The 20,480-nt window shown below is 34.8% G+C and carries 14 protein-coding genes; 2 read left to right on the top strand and 12 right to left on the bottom strand.

The window, feature by feature from the left end; translation table 11 throughout:
- Positions 1–25: 25 nt before the first annotated feature.
- The 6 genes from I600_RS15585 to I600_RS15560 form a co-directional block, all read right to left on the bottom strand.
- Positions 26–1,330, bottom strand: a complete 1,305-nt coding sequence (locus I600_RS15585; protein WP_058105482.1) for a TolC family protein — start codon at positions 1,328–1,330, stop codon at positions 26–28.
- 1 nt (position 1,331) lies between these two features.
- Positions 1,332–4,412: an efflux RND transporter permease subunit gene (locus I600_RS15580; RefSeq protein ID WP_058105481.1), complete on the bottom strand. Its 3,081-nt coding sequence runs from the start codon at positions 4,410–4,412 to the stop codon at positions 1,332–1,334.
- Complete coding sequence (locus I600_RS15575; protein WP_058105480.1) at positions 4,412–5,491, bottom strand: efflux RND transporter periplasmic adaptor subunit; 1,080 nt, start codon at positions 5,489–5,491, stop codon at positions 4,412–4,414. Before I600_RS15575 ends, I600_RS15580 begins: the two co-directional genes overlap by 1 nt.
- A 357-nt stretch (positions 5,492–5,848) precedes the next feature.
- Positions 5,849–7,645 (bottom strand): ribonucleoside-diphosphate reductase subunit alpha, encoded by a 1,797-nt coding sequence (locus I600_RS15570; RefSeq protein ID WP_058105479.1) that lies wholly within the window; start codon positions 7,643–7,645, stop codon positions 5,849–5,851.
- Positions 7,646–8,920 carry a ribonucleotide-diphosphate reductase subunit beta gene (locus I600_RS15565; RefSeq protein WP_058105478.1) on the bottom strand — a complete coding sequence of 425 codons (1,275 nt, stop codon included), beginning with the start codon at positions 8,918–8,920 and terminating at the stop codon, positions 7,646–7,648.
- Positions 8,921–9,341: 421 nt separating this feature from the next.
- The gene (locus tag I600_RS15560) at positions 9,342–11,249 is read right to left on the bottom strand and encodes an endo-beta-N-acetylglucosaminidase (RefSeq protein WP_058105477.1); all 1,908 of its coding nucleotides are present in this window, start codon (positions 11,247–11,249) and stop codon (positions 9,342–9,344) included.
- 196 nt (positions 11,250–11,445) lie between these two features.
- Here I600_RS15560 and I600_RS15555 point away from each other — a divergent pair, with 196 nt between their 5' ends.
- Positions 11,446–11,805: a hypothetical protein gene (locus I600_RS15555; RefSeq protein ID WP_058105476.1), complete on the top strand. Its 360-nt coding sequence runs from the start codon at positions 11,446–11,448 to the stop codon at positions 11,803–11,805.
- Between the two features lie 2 nt (positions 11,806–11,807).
- Here I600_RS15555 and I600_RS15550 read toward each other — a convergent pair whose 3' ends face one another.
- Genes I600_RS15550 through I600_RS15525 form a run of 6 tightly spaced genes read right to left on the bottom strand, consistent with a single transcriptional unit; the run spans position 11,808 to position 19,676 of the window.
- The gene (locus tag I600_RS15550; RefSeq protein WP_058105475.1) at positions 11,808–12,428 is read right to left on the bottom strand and encodes a Pycsar system effector family protein; all 621 of its coding nucleotides are present in this window, start codon (positions 12,426–12,428) and stop codon (positions 11,808–11,810) included.
- Positions 12,429–12,439: 11 nt separating this feature from the next.
- Positions 12,440–13,093 (bottom strand): NAD(P)H-hydrate epimerase, encoded by a 654-nt coding sequence (locus I600_RS15545; RefSeq protein WP_058105474.1) that lies wholly within the window; start codon positions 13,091–13,093, stop codon positions 12,440–12,442.
- A gap of 4 nt (positions 13,094–13,097) precedes the next feature.
- The gene (locus I600_RS15540) at positions 13,098–13,829 is read right to left on the bottom strand and encodes a hypothetical protein (RefSeq protein ID WP_058105473.1); all 732 of its coding nucleotides are present in this window, start codon (positions 13,827–13,829) and stop codon (positions 13,098–13,100) included.
- A 9-nt stretch (positions 13,830–13,838) separates the two neighbouring features.
- A complete protein-coding gene (locus I600_RS15535) occupies positions 13,839–15,452 on the bottom strand; it encodes a glutamate synthase-related protein (RefSeq protein ID WP_058105472.1) in 1,614 nt (537 codons plus the stop codon).
- Between the two features lie 16 nt (positions 15,453–15,468).
- On the bottom strand, positions 15,469–18,975 hold the full coding sequence (locus tag I600_RS15530) for a metallophosphoesterase family protein (RefSeq protein WP_058105471.1): 3,507 nt from the start codon (positions 18,973–18,975) through the stop codon (positions 15,469–15,471).
- Between the two features lie 35 nt (positions 18,976–19,010).
- On the bottom strand, positions 19,011–19,676 hold the full coding sequence (locus tag I600_RS15525; RefSeq protein ID WP_058105470.1) for a Crp/Fnr family transcriptional regulator: 666 nt from the start codon (positions 19,674–19,676) through the stop codon (positions 19,011–19,013).
- 326 nt (positions 19,677–20,002) lie between these two features.
- On the opposite strand from I600_RS15525, the gene I600_RS15520 reads away from it, so the two are divergent.
- Complete coding sequence (locus I600_RS15520) at positions 20,003–20,479, top strand: nucleoside deaminase (protein WP_058105469.1); 477 nt, start codon at positions 20,003–20,005, stop codon at positions 20,477–20,479.
- Position 20,480: the final 1 nt, after the last annotated feature.

Here is a 20,480-nt window from a genome sequence, read left to right as displayed (position 1 = left end):
CTTTACCGTTCATAATGAACCAGTTTCATATGTCCAATTCTCCTGACATTTGTTTTAAAATAATTTCAGATAATTTGGCTTGAAATTTTGCATTACTAAACCTAACCCTAGCATTTATATAATTAAGTTGTGCCGTTCTAAACTCTATTGTAGGAATAATTCCTATCCTGTACTTTTCTACGGTTATGTCTAAATTTTCTTTCGCTATTGCTTCATTATTTCCCTCTAGTTCAATTAAACTAATATTGGTCAAATAAGTTTGATAGGTTGTACTCAAAGTAGAAAGCAGCTGTTGTTCTTTTTCTTTAATAGCTATTGCTGCGTTTTCCAATTCCATTTTTCCTATTTTCTCATTCCTATTTTGATTAAATCCATCAAATAAATTTAATGTTGCCCCAAATCCATAACTAAATCCGTTAGACTCCGAACTTGTAGTAAAACCAAGACTAGATTCTGATTTTCCAAAATTATAACCGGTAGTAGCATAAATGGTGGGGTACCTTGATGCCTTAACCTGTTTAAGTTCTAGCTCACTTATCCTTCTACTGATTCGTTCTGCATTTAATTCGGGATTATTTTCCATTAACTTCGATTCTAAATCGGTCAGTATTAGACTTTCATCAACAAAAATTTCAGGTACTGCCTTAAAATCGGTTGTTAAGTCTCTCGCCAATTGTTCGTTCAACTGAATTTTGGTATTTGCATACAGTTCTTTTTGGCGTTGCATTAAAGTTTGATCGGTATTTAAATCTACTTGAGCATTTAAAACTTCCAGTTTAGAGGCCTTTCCAATAGAGAATCTATTTTTAGCCAATTCTACTCTTTGTTCTGAAATAAAAATAGTACTGTCCAAAGCGGCTAATTGCTGTTGTTGTTGTACCAAATCGTAGTAAGTTATCATTACCTCGCCAACCTTGGTTAACACCACTTGCTTTAATTCTTCTGCACCTAATTCTCGGTTCTGTTTCAATTGATCATATGCCGCAAACATACTTAACCCATCAAATAAGGTCCAATCTAAAGTTACCCCATAGTCCAAACTATTATTTTTAGCATTGTCCTGTTCTACTTGAGAACCATCTGTTCTTGTTTGTGATAAATTCTGCACACTATTATTATCTTCAATACTTGCTTCTAAAGTAGGAAGCATTCCAGCAAAACCTGGACTTACGGAGACAGAATCAATTTTTAAATTGTTGGCGGCCGTAATAATCTGATAGTTGTTTTTGACCGTAATCTTAACGGCATCTTCAATAGTCAGAATTTCTTGAGCGGCGGCGTTAAGATGTAAAATAATCAATAATAAAAATGGTAACTTGGTTATATTCATTCTAGTTGGTTTCAAGTACTTTAAATTCCGGTCTCTCTACTTTCTCCCTAGACCACAATAAATACAGGGCAGGTATCACAAAAAGGGTCAATAGCAAAGAAAACATGGTACCTCCTATAATTACTACCCCCATACCTATTCTACTAGTTGATGCTGCTCCAAGAGATAACGCAATTGGTAGAGCGCCTAATGCAATGGTTAAACTGGTCATTAAAATAGGTCTTAACCTTGATTCTGAAGCCTTCATAATTGCCTCACTTTTTTCAATACCTTGCTCCCTTAATTGGTTTGCAAACTCAACAATCAAAATACCATTTTTAGTTACAAGACCAATTAGCATTATAGTACCGATCTGGCTAAATATATTCCAAGATTGCCCAAACAACCACAATGAAAACAGTGCACCGGCAACCGCCATAGGCACCGTTAAAATGATAATAAAAGGGTCAATAAAGCTTTCAAATTGAGCCGCTAAAATCAAAAATATCAGTAATAATGCTAGTCCAAATGCAAAGAGTGTATTGGAACTACTCTCAACAAAATCACGAGATTCACCTCCCAAATCAGTGGTAAAGGTATCATCAAGTACATTTTCTTTAATTCTTTCCATTGCGGCAATACCATCATTTATAGTTTTTCCAGGCGCAAGATTTGCTGAAACCGTTGCTGCCATATAGCGATTGTTATGATATAATTGTGGCGGACTACTATGCTCGGTAGTATGTACCAAATTATCCAATTGAATAAGTAATCCGTCCTTGTTCTTTACAAATATAGATGTGAGGTCCATTGGGGCATTCCTATCCTCCTTATCAAACTGACCTATTACTTGATATTGTTTTCCATTCTTTAAAAAATAGCCAAAACGCTGACCACTTAATGACAATTGCAAAGTCTGGGCTACATCTATAACAGATACTCCTAATGTCTCCGCTTTCTCCCTATCTATGGAAACATATAGCTCCGGTTTATCAAATTTCAAATTGACATCTACATAAGAAAAGGTCTCATCATTCTCAGCTTCTGCCATAAATTCCGGTATGTATTCCTTTAACTTATCAAAATTCTGAGCTTGAATAATATACTGTATCGGTGGACCTCCACGTCTATTCACTGAAATAGTTGGGCGTTCCGATACGTTTGATTTTCCTCCTACATAAGCTTTTGCCCATTCACCTAAATCATTGGCTATCTCTCTTTGCGATCGATCACGCTCACTAGGATCCACCAATGCAATATTAGCCCTACCGCTGTTCACAGATGAAGAACCAAAACCAGGTGAAGTCAAAACCAAACTCACCTTTTTTTCTGGTACCGAATCATTTATCAATTCGGTAATATCGGTCATTAACCTATCCATATACTCATAAGAAGAACCCTCTGGAGCATTAACACTTAAACGTATAAAGCTACGATCATCATAAGGAGCCGTTTCTTTTGGTAGAAGAATATAAAATACCGCAATTAAAGCTATACAGCCCGCTAGAATAGGGAAACTCAACCATTTTCTTTTCATGAAAACCCTTAGCGATTCTGCATAGGATTTATTCATTTGCAAAAAGTATTTCTCAGTTACATGATAAAATTTTGTTTGCTTTTGTTTGCCCGGTTTAATTAAGTAGGCATTGAGCATGGGAGTTAACGATAAAGACACAAATGCCGAAATTAGTACAGCTGCTCCAAGTACTACCCCAAACTCCCTAAATAGCCTTCCTACAAACCCTTCTAAAAAGATGACGGGCAAAAATACGGCTGCCAATGTTATTGATATGGATATTACAGCAAAAAATATTTCATTAGACCCTTTGATAGCCGCCTCAATGGGACTCATACCCTCTTCTACCTTTTTATAAATATTTTCGGTCACAACGATACCATCATCAACAACCAATCCCGTTGCCAATACAATAGCCAAAAGTGTTAAAACATTTATTGAATAACCAAACAACCACATTACGAAAAACGTAGCAATTAAGGATACAGGAATATCAATTAAAGGGCGCATGGCCATTGACCAATTTCTAAAGAAAACAAAGATGACCAATATTACCAGAATTACCGAAATAAGTAAGGTCTCGGCTACTTCGGTAACCGCCCGTCTTACAAAGACGGTGTCGTCAATTACAATATTCAATTTAAAGCCTTCCGGTAAATCTTTTTTAAGGTTTTCGTATTCTTCGTAAAAAGCATCTGCGATTTCCAAATAGTTAGTACCGGGTTGTGGGATTACCGCAGTAGCTACCATGGGCTGACCAGAATCACTCATTTTAGTCTCCATGTTCTCACCCTCTAATGAAGCTTGGCCTATATCACTTAAACGCACTAACTTATCATTATCTGCCATGATAATGATATTATTAAATTGTTCTTCAGTACTTAAATTACCTATGGTCTTTACTGTTAGCTCTGTGTTATCGCCGGTTAATTTTCCCGATGGTAATTCTACATTCTGTGCCAATAATGCATCTTGTACATCTGAAACCGTTAATCCATATGAGGAAAGTTTTAAAGGGTCTATCCAGAGCCTCATGGCATATCTTCGTTGACCCCAAATTTGCACACTACTAACGCCTGGTATGGTTTCTATTCTTTGAGCGATGACGTTTTCAGCATAATCGGATAATTCAAGAATATTTTTATTATCGCTCTGAACGGTCATTGACAATATTCTTTGTGCATCCGCATCAGATTTAGACACCACAGGTGCAGAGTCAAGATCATCGGGCAAACTTCTAATTGCTTGTGACACCTTATCCCTAACATCGTTTGCTGCTTCTTCTAGATCTTTGTCTAGATTAAATTCTATATTAATAGAACTTGAACCTTGTACACTAGATGAGCTTAAATTTCTAATGCCGTCAATAGAATTAATGGCCTTCTCCAGTGGTTCGGTAATTTGAGATTCTATAATATCTGCATTGGCACCAGAATAAGTAGTTCTTACCGAAACTTGTGCGGGATCAATTGAGGGAAATTCCCTAATTCCTAAATACGTGTAACCTATAATACCAAAAAGAACCAGGGTCACATTCATTACTATGGCAAGTACCGGTCTTTTTATGCTTAAAGTAGATAGATTCATTATTCCCCTGTTCTTGCTTCTGGTTGATTAAAATCTATTTCCACCGGTGTGCCATTTTTTAAGGCCATCACGCCATAAGTTAAAATGGTATCACCGGCTTTTAAGCCTGTCAAAACCCTAACTTCATTTCCAGTTCTTGTACCAATCTCTACATCTATCTCTTTCGCCCTACCTTTTTCAGATATAAAAATGCGTTTACCGTTCTGTACCGGAATCAAAGATTCTGACGGAACCAATAACGCATTATCAACGCTTTCTAAAGGCAAAAGAACGTTTGCGTAAGTACCTGGATAAATTTTCCCTTCACTATTCTCTGCAATTGCTCTCATTTTCAAGGTTCTGGTAGCAATTTCAACCTCAGGTTCTATAGCATACACGGTAGCCTCATGATTTATATTGGCGTCTGAAGTAGTAAAAGTGAGATTTGTACCAATCTCTACCTGGGATGCATACTTTTCGGGTATGGAAAAGGTGATTTTAAGTTTACTGGTATTTACCAATTTAGCAATAGGTGTTAATGGTGTAACATAGGTTCCCTTTGATATGGAACGTAAACCAATGGTACCTGAGAACGGTGCCCTAACAATAGTTTTTGATAATTGGGCTTGTATGAGTTGTGATTCTGCGCTTGCGGACTGAAAATCCGCACTTGCAATTTCATATTCCTCTTGACTAATAGCCTGCTTTTCTAAAAGCAATTTTGCCCTTCGTTCATTTTCAGAAGCTAATTTTTGTGCCGTTTGTACTTTTGAAAGTTGTGCCTGTAGCTCAACATCATTTACAGTAAAAAGTACTTGACCTTCTACCACTTTACTACCTTCCTCAAAATTGATACTCTCTACAACTCCTGATATTTCACTTCTAATTTCTATTTGTTCATTGGCTTCAATAGTTCCAGAGAGAGAAATATTGTCATTAAATTCTTGTTCTTGTAAAACAAGGCCTTTTACGGTTGTAGCTGTTGATGATTCCTCTGACAGTTTAGGCTCTCCAATTTCATTATTGGCATTTATTCGATAAACGATCAAAGCGGTCAACCCTATCAGCAAGATACCGTAAACAATGTATTTTGTTTTCATAGGTGGTGGATTGTTTTTAGTTAGTTTGGTTACTAACAAATCTAAACCTAAACACCTATTTTGGGGATATCTTAAGCTATATTTAACAAGGTTTTAGCACCATATTTTCAACTAAATAAAAAATGATATCAAAGACTATCATAAAGGCAATTAAATATGACTTTAAAATTTAAAAATGGTTTAATATACCTTATTATTTAACATATTTTAACCTCTCAGAATTTATACGCTGAACATATTTACGCTATGATAACAGCACAAACTGTTTAATAAAAAAAAGCCGGTGCCTTAGCAGAACGTTTTCGTTCTCTAAAACACCGGATCTTAAACTGTATATTCTATTTCTAGAACAATTATTTATGCTTCACAACTAGCACAATCTTTCTTTTGCTTGAATTTTTGAGCAGCATTCATACTATGTTGGTAGTACAGTGACTTCAATCCTAATTTCCATGCTGTTACGTGAATCTTATTGATTTCTTTAACTGGCATTTCTGGATGAACAATAATGTTAACGGATTGACCTTGATCAATATGGTTTTGTCTATTTGCTGCTTGATAGATAATGTCCATCTGGTCAATTTCTGAATAGGTCTTAAATACATCTTTCTCCAAATCAGAAAGGAAATCTAAATGCTGTACAGATCCATCAAAATCACGAATGCTTCTCCACACCTCTGTAGTATTCATGCCTTTCTCCTCTAAAAGATCAACTAAGAACGGATTTCTTATGGTTGTCTTTACCTTGGCAATATCCTTTACGTAGGTATTTGACCAAATTGGTTCTATACCTTGAGAAACCTGACCTAATATAAATGCAGATGACGTTGTAGGTGCAATTGCATTCAATGTCGCATTTCTTCTTCCAAAACCTTTTAAAACCTTTGGCTCTCCAAATTTATCTGCCAACTCTTCAGAAGCACTATAAGATTTCTCTTTAATTGTCTTAAATATCTCACTATTTAGATTATAGGCTTCTTGACTGTTAAAAGGCAACATTTTAGATTGTAATAATGAATGCCAACCTAATACTCCTAAGCCTAGCGCTCTGTTGTCTTTTGCAAAATTATAAGCGCGTTCCATGAACAAAAAGGTTTGGCGATCTTCTCTATTTTCAGAATCGCGGTATACTTCTAATTTTTCACAGAATTCCGTAATTACGGCATCTAAAAAGAATACCATAGTTTCTACAGCATCTGTATCTTTCCATTTATCGTAATGCAGAACGTTTACAGAAGACAATACACATACAAAAGACCACTCGTCACTAGATGGCAACATAATCTCCGTACACAGGTTACTAGCATAAATCTTATGACCTTTTTGTTGGTATACATCTGCAGCACCATTGTTGGCATTATCCTTAAAGAAGATATATGGGTAGCCCATTTCACCTCTTCTCTGTAAAACTTTGGCCCAGATAGAACGTTTTTCATTGTCACCATCTACCATTTCTTGCATCCACTCATTCGTAACAGTTACGCCATGAGTCAATTCTTGAATAGGGTTACCTTCAGTACCAATTTCCAAAAACTCTTCAATATCAGCGTGTTCTACCGGTAAGTAAGGAGAAAAACGACCTCTACGTACAGAACCTTGGCTTACGACATCTACCATAGATTCAAAAAGCTGCATAATATGTACCGCACCAGATGCTTTACCATTATTTTTAACTTCTGCTCCCCTATGTCTAATATTACCAAAGTAACCAGAGGTACCACCACCTAATTTAGACATCATACCTACTTCAGATTGGGTGTACAAAATGTTACCCATATCATCGGCTATATTAGAGCCAAAACAGCTAATTGGCAATCCTCTTTCTTTTCCAAAATTTGACCATACCGGAGATGCCAATGAGTAAAAACCTTCACTCATATACCCATAGAACTTATCTGAAAAACCAGGCATACCTAATATTTTCTCCGCTCTATCGGCAATTTCACGAATACGGGTTTCGGCTGATACTCCAGGAGTTAAATAACCAGAAGCCAAGAAGTTACGACTATCTTGATTTAACCACTTAAACCCTTCTTCTTTGTCTTGTTTTATACTTTTAAGCGCTTCTTTTCTTGCTTGTACCAGTTCATTAGAACCATTCAGCTTAATTTCTTCCTTTACGCTAGTCTCTAAGTTAATTTTTGAATCGTTCATTTAAAATAAGTCGTCACTGGTTATACTTTGTGTTCTTTTGCTATAGTTGATGGAGCGCTTTACGAAGAAATCGCCATGTTTGGTACCGATTATCTCATCATCAAACCATTCTGTCTGAGATAATAATTCTTCGTCTACCTCAAATATTTTTTCGATTCCGATACTTTCTATCGAATCATTAAATCTCTTTTTAATGAATTCCTTGATTAAGTTTTTAGGAAGGAAATCTATTTCACCTGCTTCAAAAATCCAATCTATAATATCACTCTCGGCCAAGAATGCATCTTTACACATATCTTGAACAGTACTATTAAATTCTACGTTAAACCATGTAGGATTCTCATCTTTTATAATATTGATGATGTCAATTCCGAAATCGCCATGGATCTGTTCTTCTTTTGAGGTTGCCTCAACGACGTTAGAGATACCTTTAAACATATTCTTATGTTTATTAAAGGCCATGATTATCAAGAATTGAGAGAACAACGATACGTGCTCTATGAATAGTGAGAACAATAAAATTGATTCTGAATATTCTTTGTTGTCTTCGCTTTTAGAGTTCTTAAGAGCCGTTTCCAAATAATGAACCCTTTTCATTATTACAGGCTTTTTCTTCAAGTTCTTGAACTCTGCATTTAAACCTAATATTTCCAACAAATGAGAATACGCATCATGATGTCTTACTTCACTTTCTGCAAACGTTGCACCTACAGAACCAATTTCTGGTTTTGGCATCTTATGGTAGATATCTCCCCAGAAGCTTTTAACCGCAACTTCAATTTGGGAAATGGCCAACATCGCATTTTTTATGGCATTTCTTTCAATGTCATTCAAGCCAGTCTTAAAGTCTTGAATGTCACTTGTAAAGTTAAATTCCGTATGTATCCAATATGAATGTCTAATTGCCGATACATATTCGTACAATGCAGGGTATTCATAAGGTTTTAGATTCACTCGCTTTTCAAAAATGTTCGATTTTCTTTTCTGTGCTTGCTCATTTCTATATAGAATATATCCCTTAGCAACATCAAAGTAACCGCCTTCCATTAATTTGTTCTCAACGAAATCTTGAACCTCCTCTACTGTAGGAATATAATTATCGTCTAATTTCTTTCTTTCTAACAGTGCTAAATGCACATTATTGGAAATTATTTCAGCTTCACCAGGACCACCATGTTCAACGGCTGTCATAGCCTTTAAAATAGCATTTGTAATTTTGTGTAAATGGAAGGGTTTTGTTGAAAAATCCCGTTTTATGACCTGTGTGATTTTCATGTTAAAATAATGTTAATGATGAACTAATTAAGCGAGGTGTAAAGTTCCAAAATTAATCACCTTATTTTCACATTTACCTCGTTAAGCTTTTAACATGGTTATCAACAATTGCAATTTTAACTAAAAATAGAAGAATGCCAACCTTCTCCAAATCACACACTAAATACCTTTGTATCAATGTATTATATTGATAAATTTAAATTCTAAATTTAGATTTGCTTAAAGAATTACTTCAGCTAATAATTGTATAAATTATTTTTAATAAAGTTGGCCATAGTCATTTTTTTCTAATAACATACTATTAACATTGATGTAATTTTTTACAATTTAAGTTCACCAACTTAAGTCGTTTTTCTTCAATATAATAGCTTTACCCATCTGTCTAAAAAATTCAATTTTCTCTTTAAAAAATCAAATGGTATCATTTAGAAATGTCAATGGTTTTTTTAATGATTTCACCTTTTTTACCACCAAAACTCTCCGATTGCACTTCAATTTTTATTTTTCCATTTTTTGTAGGAATTTTTGAAATATAAAAATCTTTAGAGGGTGTTTTACCTAACCAAATTTTGTCATTTTCTTCATTTATAAAGTATAAATTATGATATACAGGAGCATCTAAAGTTTTAAAATGAACATACAATTCGGCATTGTTTTCATTTAAAAATCCATTTACCTGAAATTGAGATGTAGTTGGTGATGGTTCGCGTTTGGAGTTTATGGCAACTTCGCCTAAATACGCACTACCTTTGCCCCTAGTTCTAACTCCGATTTTAATTATACGAACGTTTTTACGAGCGGTTATTCTAAAATTGTTTTTCTTCCAGGAAAGTGAATTTTTTAGCGCATTGGTTAAAATCTCCCCGTTAGATAATTGGCAATAAAACTCTAAACTTATATCACCAGTAGTTTTAGCGACAACGCTAAAATTCACATTCTTTTCTAAACTTATTTTTGTCTTGTACAAAGGTAGTTCTGCATTCTCGTACGCTTCTAAAAATAAGCTACTACCACCAAAATAGCTATCCTCAAAACTAATGGTAGGTTCAACTTTGGTAGTATCTACCTGAAATTGCCATGTTGGCAATACGTCTTGAATACTTAAATTATGCCATTCTTCTCTTGAAACCGTTTTTCCTTTCTCATTGTAAAAACTACCAAGTCCGTAATTGAAATTAGATTTAAAAGGCAGTTCATTAATTACGCTTCGTGGTTCAAAATAATTGGAGAATCCTTGCCAAGTACTTTCGCCAAACCTAGTCTCTATAGTTGAACCACCATTCCAAAAATTTTGTTCTTTACGGTATACGTCCTCTGGCATTTTACTTTCAGAAATATCAAAGGTAGAGTTGGACCAGTAAATACCTATAGATGTATTATTAGGTTTACCGTTCTTATATAGTGCATCCCATTTTACAGGTGTCTTATAACTTTTGGACTGTACGTCTATACCTGCGAACAGATCCCACTCACTTCTTCCCAGTTTATTGGCCAGAAGTTTACTATCTTCTAAATTGACATCGTGATACCTAAAATTGATAAAAAACACATCAGACATATTAGTATCTCCATTTTGAAAATACATTTGATTGTGCTCGTTTAATTCGTCTTGCCAAATTACGCGTGAATCATCTATCATGGCATCGTACCAGACCAATTTTAAATTTGATCGTTCCCTATAATATGTGATGAATTCTTGCATGAGTTTCCCCATATTACCCACCAAATCATACGTTTCTTGATTAATAAACCAGCCATCAAAATTATATGTTTTAGCTACTTCAATAAGTTTGTCGGCAACAGGAAAGCCTCCATCCTCATTCTTTACAAGAAACTCATACACCCACTCTTCCTTACCGCCATAAACGTTGGGCGGAAAAAACACCGTACCTATACTCTTTACTCCGTTTTTATGGGCAGCATCTGTCCAGAACGCTGTTGGCGGCACAATAATACCTTCGTTTGCTGAGCCACCCCATTGCACAAAATAATCTATGTATTGCCAAAATGGAAAAGCATATTGTTTTATCGAAGAAAACCCTTGAGAAGGATGAAAATTAGTGGTATGAGGTGCCATTAAAGCTATAATACCCGGAATTTTTGGTGAACCTTCTCCTAAATCCGTACTATCATTTAAAAACCGATCTGCCAAAGGAATACAACTTACATTAAACTTTGATTCCCTATCATTTTCTGGTGACCATTCTAAAAGCTCGTGTACAAACCAATAAGAAGAATAGGGCTGATTTTTTCCATACTCTTGTTCTTGTGCCTTTATGTTAAATCCGCACCAAAATAATATTACAAAATACACGGTTACTTTCCTCATGGTCGTTGTCAGTTTGATTTAAAGTTTAAAGATTGTTCTTTTCTGAAGAATCTACAACTCTCTTGAAATTATAGAAGGTTTAATTTTAAATGAAAAAGAATATTAAAACATAAACGGAACATATGAAGGGTAGGCTTCGCTTTATGGAGACCTCAAATGAAATTTTCAATACTTTCGCCTTTTAATTGAATGCCATATGAATATTGAAGAATTAGTTGGTTCGTATTCTATTATAGGAAGCAACCAAGATGGGGAATCGCACAATTACAAAGGCCTACTTTTATTATCCCTTGATGATAATAATAGAATTATTGCAAAATGGACCATTAATAATACTCAGAAACAGACTGGTACAGGTTTTTTTAAGAACAATATTTTGGTGATAAATTTCAGCTATACTGGCGATGACCAAAATATTTACAAAGGTGTTGTAGTGTACCAGTGCCTTAGCAAAGATGTTCTAGACGGATTTTGGTCCGAGAAACACGGTAATCCTCTTTATCTGGGAGAAGAGCGTTGTTTTAGAATTAAAACAAACGCTGTACCGTTAAATTAATACTACATGGCAAACATAATATGGCACGCTATAAATCCTATCACCGCCAAAATAATACCTACTAAGAATACATGAAAAGAAGTTCTAAGTAGTTTAAATTTTCTATCTATAGTCTTTCCCAAATGAAAAGTATCTCTTGCAATGGTCTTATAAAGCTCATCTCCTTTGTACATTAACTCGGTCAGTTCTTCGGTATATTCTTCTTCGTTCATGGTATTAAAATTACCATAGAACAAAAGGTTATTGGTACTTCTATCTCCGTGTGTTAACTCTGGTCTGGTTGCAAATACCGCATATGCAATAGATATAAGATTCGTTGCAAGCATTATAACTGCAGGATATATAAGATGTGGATCTTTATCTAGCTGACTTAATACCGTACCCAGTATAATAGATAGAATAAGTGCATTGATGGAAATAAGAATATTTGATTTTCTATCTATCATCGTATTCAACGTATACTGATTTTTAGATACCAAACGAAACAAAGTCTCCGCTCCACGTTCTGATCGTGGTTCTATCTTTGAAAGTTTCTTCTTTAATTCCTTTAGCTTCTCCTTATCAATACCTAGTTCTTTTCTTAATTGCTTATCAATTTCTTTGGCTTCTTCTTTATCGTTCATCTCAAAATTGGTTATAAAGCTATCAATTGGTGTTCATTAAAATTTGGCATCTTAATATTAAAATGCTCATAAACAGATTTCGGTATTCCCAAATCGGCCACATATACTTCTACCTCGTTTGGCAATTGTTCCAAAATAGTTTTAGGAGCTGCCAATGTCATTACTTGGTTCGCCTTAAACCCTGATAATTTACCTTCTTTGGCAATACCAACGGGAATGTCCAATGATATTCTAAATGCCGATGATCCGTTGGCTAGTGCAATACTTTTGGCAAATGCATCAGACAGCGGTAATCTTTGAGAGAACCCCAAATAGGCATCTACCCAAATATCAGTAGTTTCCGGTATACCTTTCTTTGCCCCAAATAGCAATGCTCTTTCTAATTGAGCTTTTGGTAGGTCTTTGCTAATAGGTACAACCAAATCTAAATTTACATTGTAACCCCAGGCAGCAAGTCTACGAGCAGCGACCAGACCGCCGCCGCCATTATTGCCATTACCTACCCCAATGGTTATTACCGAACTTTTATTTGCTTTTTTAGCGATTAATCTAGCCAACTGCAAACCGGCATTTTCCATCATCAACTCAATGGATAAATTGTATTTCTCTACCGCCCAATAATCCATCTCTTTAAAGGCTTCTAAGGAAAGACTGGTTACCTTCATATTATTATTTATAGGTATTTATAGCTTCAGTAAAAAACTGAACTGCCTGATCTTTATTAATTTTTGTAGCTGGTAAAACTGCTCCTTTAAATCCATCGTTTTTCCATTCGCCTAAAGAAAGTGCATCAAAATTCGATGTATCTAAACCATTATGACCTTTATATCCGCTAATATAAAAGTAGTGCTCATTTACCAAAGCATCAGGAATTGCCAATCCAAAACCTACTGCTATATCATCATTTAAACAAGCATAAGCTCCAGAATCAAAATGATGCGGCCATATGCGAACATCAGATTCCAAACCTGTTTCTTTTAGCGTAGCCACCAAGCTAGATTGTGCCAAGGTTCTTAAAGATGCCAATTCTTTTAATTTTGATGCATTTAATTTGAAAGCATACGATGCATTTATTGTATACGGCAAGTCATAATGAAATTCATAGGTATATACCTTATCTAAAAATGTCTTTGAAGTTTTAACCAACCATTCCAGCACCTGTTGATGTGTTTTACCATCTAGGGTAAAAGAAGCATCATTTTTTGGAGAATTCCATTCTAATGAAAAAGTGTTATAATTCAAAGAAAGTATATCTCCGCTTGATGATAAGGGGTGGGTTTCCAGTTGTTTTTTTTCAATAGACCAACCTAAGTTCGTATGGCTGTCATCATCTTTTTCAAGTACAAAGCTGATTGCTGCAGCAGCTAAATATTGCGATGCTAAATGCATTTGTTTTTTCATAGTATATTTTTAAGCGTTTATCCCTGCGTAATTTATTCCTGTAAGACGATGCATGTCATAATTAAAGGTAGATAGGTCATCAAAATTAAATTTTGAGATATCATCATGACCACAAGCTCTCGCAATAACCTTAATCAGATTGTTTGTAGCATCAAAATAGTTATGTAATTGTTTTGCAGAAGATTCTATTATCAGCCTACTTCGCAAAGATTCTTTTTGGGTTGCAATACCTACCGGGCAGTTGTTACTACCGCAAGCACGCATTCCTAAACAACCAATTGCCTGTAAAGCCGAATTAGATACGGCAATGGCATCTGCACCTAACATAAGTGCTTTACCAAAATCTTCGGCAATTCGTAAACCTCCTGTGATTATCAAGGTAACATCTGTAGCACCTACTTTATCTAAATATTTTCTTGCCCTTGCCAAAGCAGGAATTGTAGGTACGTTGATATTGTCTCTTAGTATAGTTGGTGCAGAACCTGTTCCCCCACCTCTACCATCTAAAATGATATAATCAACACCTACATCTAATGCAAACTGAATATCTTTTTCAATATGACTGGCCGCTATTTTAAATCCAATAGGAATACCTCCTGTATATTCTCTTACTTGAGCGGCAAAAGATTTAAAATCATCTACGCCATTAAAATCTGGAAAAGTTGCAGGTGAAATAGCAGTTTCCCCTTCTTTCAATCCTCTAACTTCAGCAATTTCCTTACTTACTTTTGACCCAGGCAAATGACCGCCCGTACCGGTTTTAGCGCCTTGTCCACCTTTAAAATGAAAGGCTTGTACATTGTCTAACTTATCCCAAGAAAAACCGAATTTAGCCGAAGCCAATTCATAAAAATACCTGCTGTTATTTTCTTGCTCTTGGGGTAACATTCCGCCTTCTCCAGAACAAATACCCGTACCTGCCATTTCTGCCCCTCGAGACAATGCAATTTTTGCTTCACGAGACAACGCTCCAAAACTCATATCACTAACAAAGAGTGGAATGTCTAGATGTAAAGGCTTTTTGGCATTTGGACCAATAATCACCTTTGTTGCTACGGCATCTTCATCTAACAGAGGTCTGCTTGCCAATTGTGCTGGCAGAAACTGTATATCGCTCCATTTAGGCAACGTATTTCTATCTACTCCCATGGAAGCCGAGAATCCGTGATGACCTAAGTTTTTTAACCCGTTTGTAGCAAGTTCCTTTATGTACCCGGTATACGGTTCTGTTTCTTCAGGGTGGGTATCTGCGTATGCACCTAAATACGCGTCTCTATTAAAAGGCTGCGGATTATTAACTAAATAGGCATCGATCTCTTCTTCATCTACAAACAAATTGTCCCCTTCTATTTTAGTAGTAAATTTATGTAACACCTCAGCGTTATTGTATTCTGAAACTCCGGTATCTACTCTATAATCCCACCCGTGAACACCACAAATAAGATTATGACCATCTACATGACCGTCTGACATTAATGCCCCTCTATGTAAACATCTACCGTAAAGCACTGATATTTCATCATCAAACTTTACGATTACTAAATCCAAACCATTGACTAATGCATGTTCTGGTTTTTTGTTTTCTAAAGTGCTTAGTTTGGTAATTACAATTGGTTTTTTCATTGGTGGTAGTTTTTAATTAAAATGAAAAGCCTAGTGCGAAGACTACACGCCCCCCATCTACACTATTAAAATATCCTAGGTTTACCGTAAATGCTTCGGCTCCTATAAGCCAAGCTGACGCACCTACCGAATTATGCCATTTATTAGAGGTATCATCTTCAACCCAAACCCTACCGTAATCGAAACTACCGGTAAGTCCAAATCTAAACGGAACAAGGCTAGTTCTTAACCCTCCTAAAGGAAACCTTATATCTGTATTTTGATAAAAAGATCGTTTCCCTGTAAATCTTTCATTTCTAAATCCTCTTAAACTATTAATACCACCAATAGTTGCTGCATGGTAAAATTCAAAATCATCACCGATCAAAACTTCACCTGCAATTTTTGTTGCAAAAACTACACTCCCGCTTTTGGTCAACTTATGATCAATGACCAATTTTGGTTGTATATAGCCAAAACTATTATCCGCAGTGGTATTATCTATATTTGTTTTATAACCTATGGTCAATCCTGCATCTAGCCCTAAAGTTGGAAATGCGGCACTATTCTTATTTTTGAAATTATAAGCAGTTTCTACACCCGTATATGTTTGCCTATCAAAAATTGCATTAGTCTCTGGTATTTGCGCCAGAAAACGACCTTCCGTATTATCAACTTCAAAAGATTCTATTAAAGGTTTAAAATAAAAAGAACCTCCATTAATACCTTCCCATTTTAATGAAATCGCTGCTTTAAATTTACTGATTCTGATTCTATTGAAATCTAAATCTTCCTCGTCAACATCATAATTTGTTTCATTACCAAAACCAAAGAAGTTTTCAGAGAAATTAGGACTGGTATACAAACCTTCTAAACCAAAATTCCAGTTATGAAATATATTAGAAAATTCACCCTTATATGACAAATCAAAACCAGATGTACTGGTATAAAATGCAGCATTAATACTGTGTTTGTAGGTAAAGGGATTACGTTGTAAACTATATGATGTATGATTGCTCAACACTCCTAATTTAACCCCATCATCTGGATTAAATGCTATGATAGGCAATAACTGATTAAAATTATACTTTACTTTTTTGTGATTGTAATTATTTAATTCATAATCATTTACCAACCATTTTTTAGATCTTTTATTTATAATAGTATTCTCCTTATCCTTATAATCATATAACTTTACTTTACGCGTATTCTTAAAGTCATAGGTATCGTTTTTCTTTCCTCCTACTATTTTAATTTTTATAGGCTGGTTACCTTCCCCTTCCACAGTGAACGTATCTTTCCCATCTAATCCAAACAGCCAAATTTCTTTAGTGATATCTTTAGAAAATGTGTGATTTAACAGGCCTAAATCTTTACGATCTATTTTTACATTAGTCTTACCATCAGCTAATCTAGTTATGGTAAAATCATCTGCTTTCTGTGTTCCAGTAACTACTTGAAATTTATTCAAATGAAGGTAATACGCTTTTGAAATCTTTTTAAGGTTATCTCGTCTGCCTTTTAATTTACGCTTTATATCATTGATAACCGGTCCTTTTATTTCTTCAGGAATTGCCTCAAAGGCATTTTCAATATCAGCATCTGATAGTTCATTTTGAATATGATCAGTTTGTCTTTCCCATTCATCCCATCCAGAAGCATGAATAAAAGTTAAATCCAAATGATAGGGAGATGATGCAAACCATTTTACACTTCTAAGTTCTTCATCATAAGTTTGCATTTTACGTAACCCGGGAATTACCCTTGTCAGAAAACTAATTAAACTACCGTCGTACTTTGAAAATGCCTGGTCTCGATCTCTGGGTATTGGACTGCAATATTCCGTTCCGTCTTCATTCTTATAAAGTGCCCAGCGCCATTGGTCTTCATGACGGTCCCAATCTCCCAAAAGCATATCGAATATTCTTGCACGGATATAAGAAGGCTCATCTACTACCGATTTACCCGATCTGTTTATCTCTTGTAAAACATCAGCAGTACTTAATATTTTTAACGGTTTCCCAAAACCCTCTGCCTCTACTTGTGTATCGCCAACATGCTCTTCAATCATGTATAACTCATCACCAAACTCATCATTATAAACACCTAACCTTTCTTGTTTAGGAATGTAATATAAAATAGGATTGGTATGATTGACACCAACCGCATCAGACAACCCACCTATAACAAATGGAGTATATGGGTTTGAAGTCGTATAAAAATCGGCCAAAAATTTATCAACTGTTGTACCATCTAGAACATCGCCAATATAAGTCTCTTGAAAAGCATTTGCCTGTAAAAATTTTATAGTACTCTTTTTTAGAGCACGCATAACATACTGCTTACCTTCTTTATCTTCTAACCTAAGTGATTTTGATTGCTGCCCGCCTCCTCGCTTTAACGGCGTTAAACCTCCCATTAATGTATCTAAAAAAACAATTGGAGCATCAACTTCCTTACCATAAAATTCTCTGTAATGTTCACCCCAAAGTGCTTTATAGAATACACTTTTTGTAGTAGCCTCTTTGGTATAAATAGCCGCTAATTTTTTGGCTCCTAAATTTTTATCGAAGTTGTAAATTTCTAAATCTTCAGTTTCACTCTTTAGAACAGTCGTCTTAAAAACCTCATTAAAAGTTCCGTTTTTTAAGGTAAAATACTTTGCCAATACACTACCGTTAGTAGTAATATCTAGACGTACATAACCTTTTTCAGCAATAGAAAAATCATCTTGTCCTCCATTATTTACAGCTTTAAGCTTACCAGCCGCTCCGCTTATAATTTGTGGTACATTACCTTTTATATATTGTAAATTTCCACTTTTACCGGACAAGAAAATAACGTTATCCGCACCTTTAGCTATAGTTTTTAACCTGTTTCTAAGCGTACGGTATTGCTTATTCTGAAACTCTTGTGTAGAGAATCCTCCGATATTACTAAGAAAACCTTGTTTACTATTCGTTTTTGTTGGGTGATGTAGCGCTACAAAAACAATTTTACCTTGTGCTTTTTTTATGCGATTTTCAAATTCTAAAAAGAATAATGTTCTATTCTGAATTTCAGATTCTTCATTAATATAAATATGATCGTCCCAATTTTCTAAGTACCATTGAGAATCTACCGTAATCAATTCTACGTTTTCTCCCAAATCTTGATGCTTAATAGGTTCTGCATCATCAGGAGAAAATTTGGCTTTGCTATTTTTCTGTATGTATTTTTCTATATCAAAAACACCCTTGTAGCCATTTACCCATTCTTTATCACCAGGTATAAAAATGACATCTTTGCCTAGATTTGATAGTATAGACAATTGTATATCCAATGATTTTTCAATTTCAGTTTTAGGTGCAGCGTTTCCTAAAATTAATACGGTAGGTTTATTTACCAATTGCGATTTTTTTGAAATCTCAGAAAGCACTTCAGTATCTGAAATATCCCATGTATTACCGGTAATATAAATAGACTGTTCTATTTCTTGTGAAAATATAGTGCTCGCAAATAATATTAAAGAGAATGTTAGGGGAAAATGGGAGAACTTTTTCATAATAGTTGGTTTATTTTACATGTATGTTTAAATGGTTATATAGTTTTCTTTGAATACGATATAAATTTTGAATCATAATCAATGATGTTTTCTTTACGCATTATGCTCAATACGTTATTTACCGTCTGCCTAGAGGTATTGGTCAAGTTGGCAATGTCTTTATGAGAGAGTAAGTTTTTTGCCACTATCCGGTCCTTTTCCACTTCACCAAACTCTTCTATAAAAACTTTAATAAATTCAGATATTCTAGTTTTGCTATCCTTATATAATAGGTCTTGCAGTCTTGTTTCCAATTTTCTAATACGAAGACCGTATATTTTTAACAGACCGTTTTTCAAAGACTTATACTCTTCCATTAAGCCTTCCATCATATCAGATTCTATATAACAAATGACTACGTCTTCTAGAGCTATGGCAACTTCTTTAGACGAGTTATCCTTATCATAGATAGAGAGTTCTCCAAAAATATTTCCCTTTTTCACAACATACTTAACAATGTTATTTTCAGAGTCGATAATTTTAACAGATCCATTTTTTAAGAAGAAAATGCAATTTTTATCCCTTTCTCCCATGTCGATAATATTGCCTTTATCAACATGTTCCATCTCCAATAGATTGCAGAGTTTCATCATAGAAGGCATCCCCAATTTTTTAAAAAGGCTAAATCCTTCTAAGAACCAATATTTTGTAATTGCTTTCAATATCTAATTTTAACAAAAACCAATATTACTGATTATCAACAGTATACAGAAACTATAAATTCAATAGAGTTACTTTACACGACAGTTGATTAGATTTTAAGAGGTATAATTGAGAAATTTACCTCTTTAAATAATTCATCTTGAGCATTTTTCTAATTGGTTGGTTTTAAACTAAGTCGGATAAAAATCAAAATCTTTCATAATTTTTTTAACAATTACCCAAAAAGAACATTCTCTTTCAAAAAAAACCTATGCTTAGAATTGCATCTAAAAGGCGTAATTTGCATCCCCAAATAATAAATATATACCATTAGAATTTTATAAATATGACGAAAGATCACGAGTTTTTTATGAGAAGAGCCATAGAAATGGCAGCAAAAGGAATGAACTCAAATGCAGGCGGCCCCTTTGGTGCCGTAGTTGTAAAAGATGGAGAAATTATAGCCGAAGGTCATAACAAGGTAACTTCTACGAACGACCCTACTGCACATGCAGAAATGGTGGTTATTAGAGATGCCTGTAAAAAACTGAATACGTTTCAATTAACAGATTGTATTATTTATACTTCTTGCGAACCCTGCCCAATGTGCTTTGGTGCTATTTATTGGGCCAGACCAAAGGCAGTATATTATGGTTGTGATAAAGCAGATGCAAAGGCTATAGATTTTGATGACCAGTTTATATATGATGAGCTAGAAGTTGAAATGCAGGACAGACAAATTCATTTTAAGCAAATGCTTCAAGAAGAAGCCGTTGAAGTCTTTAATGATTGGGCTTCTAAACAAGACAAGACAAAGTATTAAT

This window comes from Maribacter dokdonensis DSW-8 (genome assembly GCF_001447995.1).
In the GTDB taxonomy this organism is placed as follows: Bacteria; Bacteroidota; Bacteroidia; order Flavobacteriales; family Flavobacteriaceae; genus Maribacter; species Maribacter dokdonensis.
Note: the sequence above shows the minus strand (reverse complement) of the source record. Positions and strands in the feature narration are given on the sequence as shown.

Excerpts from the sequence above, each read along its gene's own strand:
- I600_RS15555 (WP_058105476.1), top strand. The coding sequence starts at position 11,446 with ATGAATATTGAAGAATTAGTTGGTTCGTATTCTATTATAGGAAGCAAC.
- I600_RS15585 (WP_058105482.1), bottom strand. The coding sequence starts at position 1,330 with ATGAATATAACCAAGTTACCATTTTTATTATTGATTATTTTACATCTT.
- I600_RS15545 (WP_058105474.1), bottom strand. The coding sequence starts at position 13,093 with ATGAAGGTAACCAGTCTTTCCTTAGAAGCCTTTAAAGAGATGGATTAT.
- I600_RS15530 (WP_058105471.1), bottom strand. The coding sequence starts at position 18,975 with ATGAAAAAGTTCTCCCATTTTCCCCTAACATTCTCTTTAATATTATTT.
- I600_RS15580 (WP_058105481.1), bottom strand. The coding sequence starts at position 4,412 with ATGAATCTATCTACTTTAAGCATAAAAAGACCGGTACTTGCCATAGTA.
- I600_RS15520 (WP_058105469.1), top strand. The coding sequence starts at position 20,003 with ATGACGAAAGATCACGAGTTTTTTATGAGAAGAGCCATAGAAATGGCA.
- I600_RS15535 (WP_058105472.1), bottom strand. The coding sequence starts at position 15,452 with ATGAAAAAACCAATTGTAATTACCAAACTAAGCACTTTAGAAAACAAA.
- I600_RS15575 (WP_058105480.1), bottom strand. The coding sequence starts at position 5,491 with ATGAAAACAAAATACATTGTTTACGGTATCTTGCTGATAGGGTTGACC.
- I600_RS15540 (WP_058105473.1), bottom strand. The coding sequence starts at position 13,829 with ATGAAAAAACAAATGCATTTAGCATCGCAATATTTAGCTGCTGCAGCA.
- I600_RS15565 (WP_058105478.1), bottom strand. The coding sequence starts at position 8,920 with ATGAAAATCACACAGGTCATAAAACGGGATTTTTCAACAAAACCCTTC.
- I600_RS15560 (WP_058105477.1), bottom strand. The coding sequence starts at position 11,249 with ATGAGGAAAGTAACCGTGTATTTTGTAATATTATTTTGGTGCGGATTT.
- I600_RS15550 (WP_058105475.1), bottom strand. The coding sequence starts at position 12,428 with ATGAACGATAAAGAAGAAGCCAAAGAAATTGATAAGCAATTAAGAAAA.
- I600_RS15570 (WP_058105479.1), bottom strand. The coding sequence starts at position 7,645 with ATGAACGATTCAAAAATTAACTTAGAGACTAGCGTAAAGGAAGAAATT.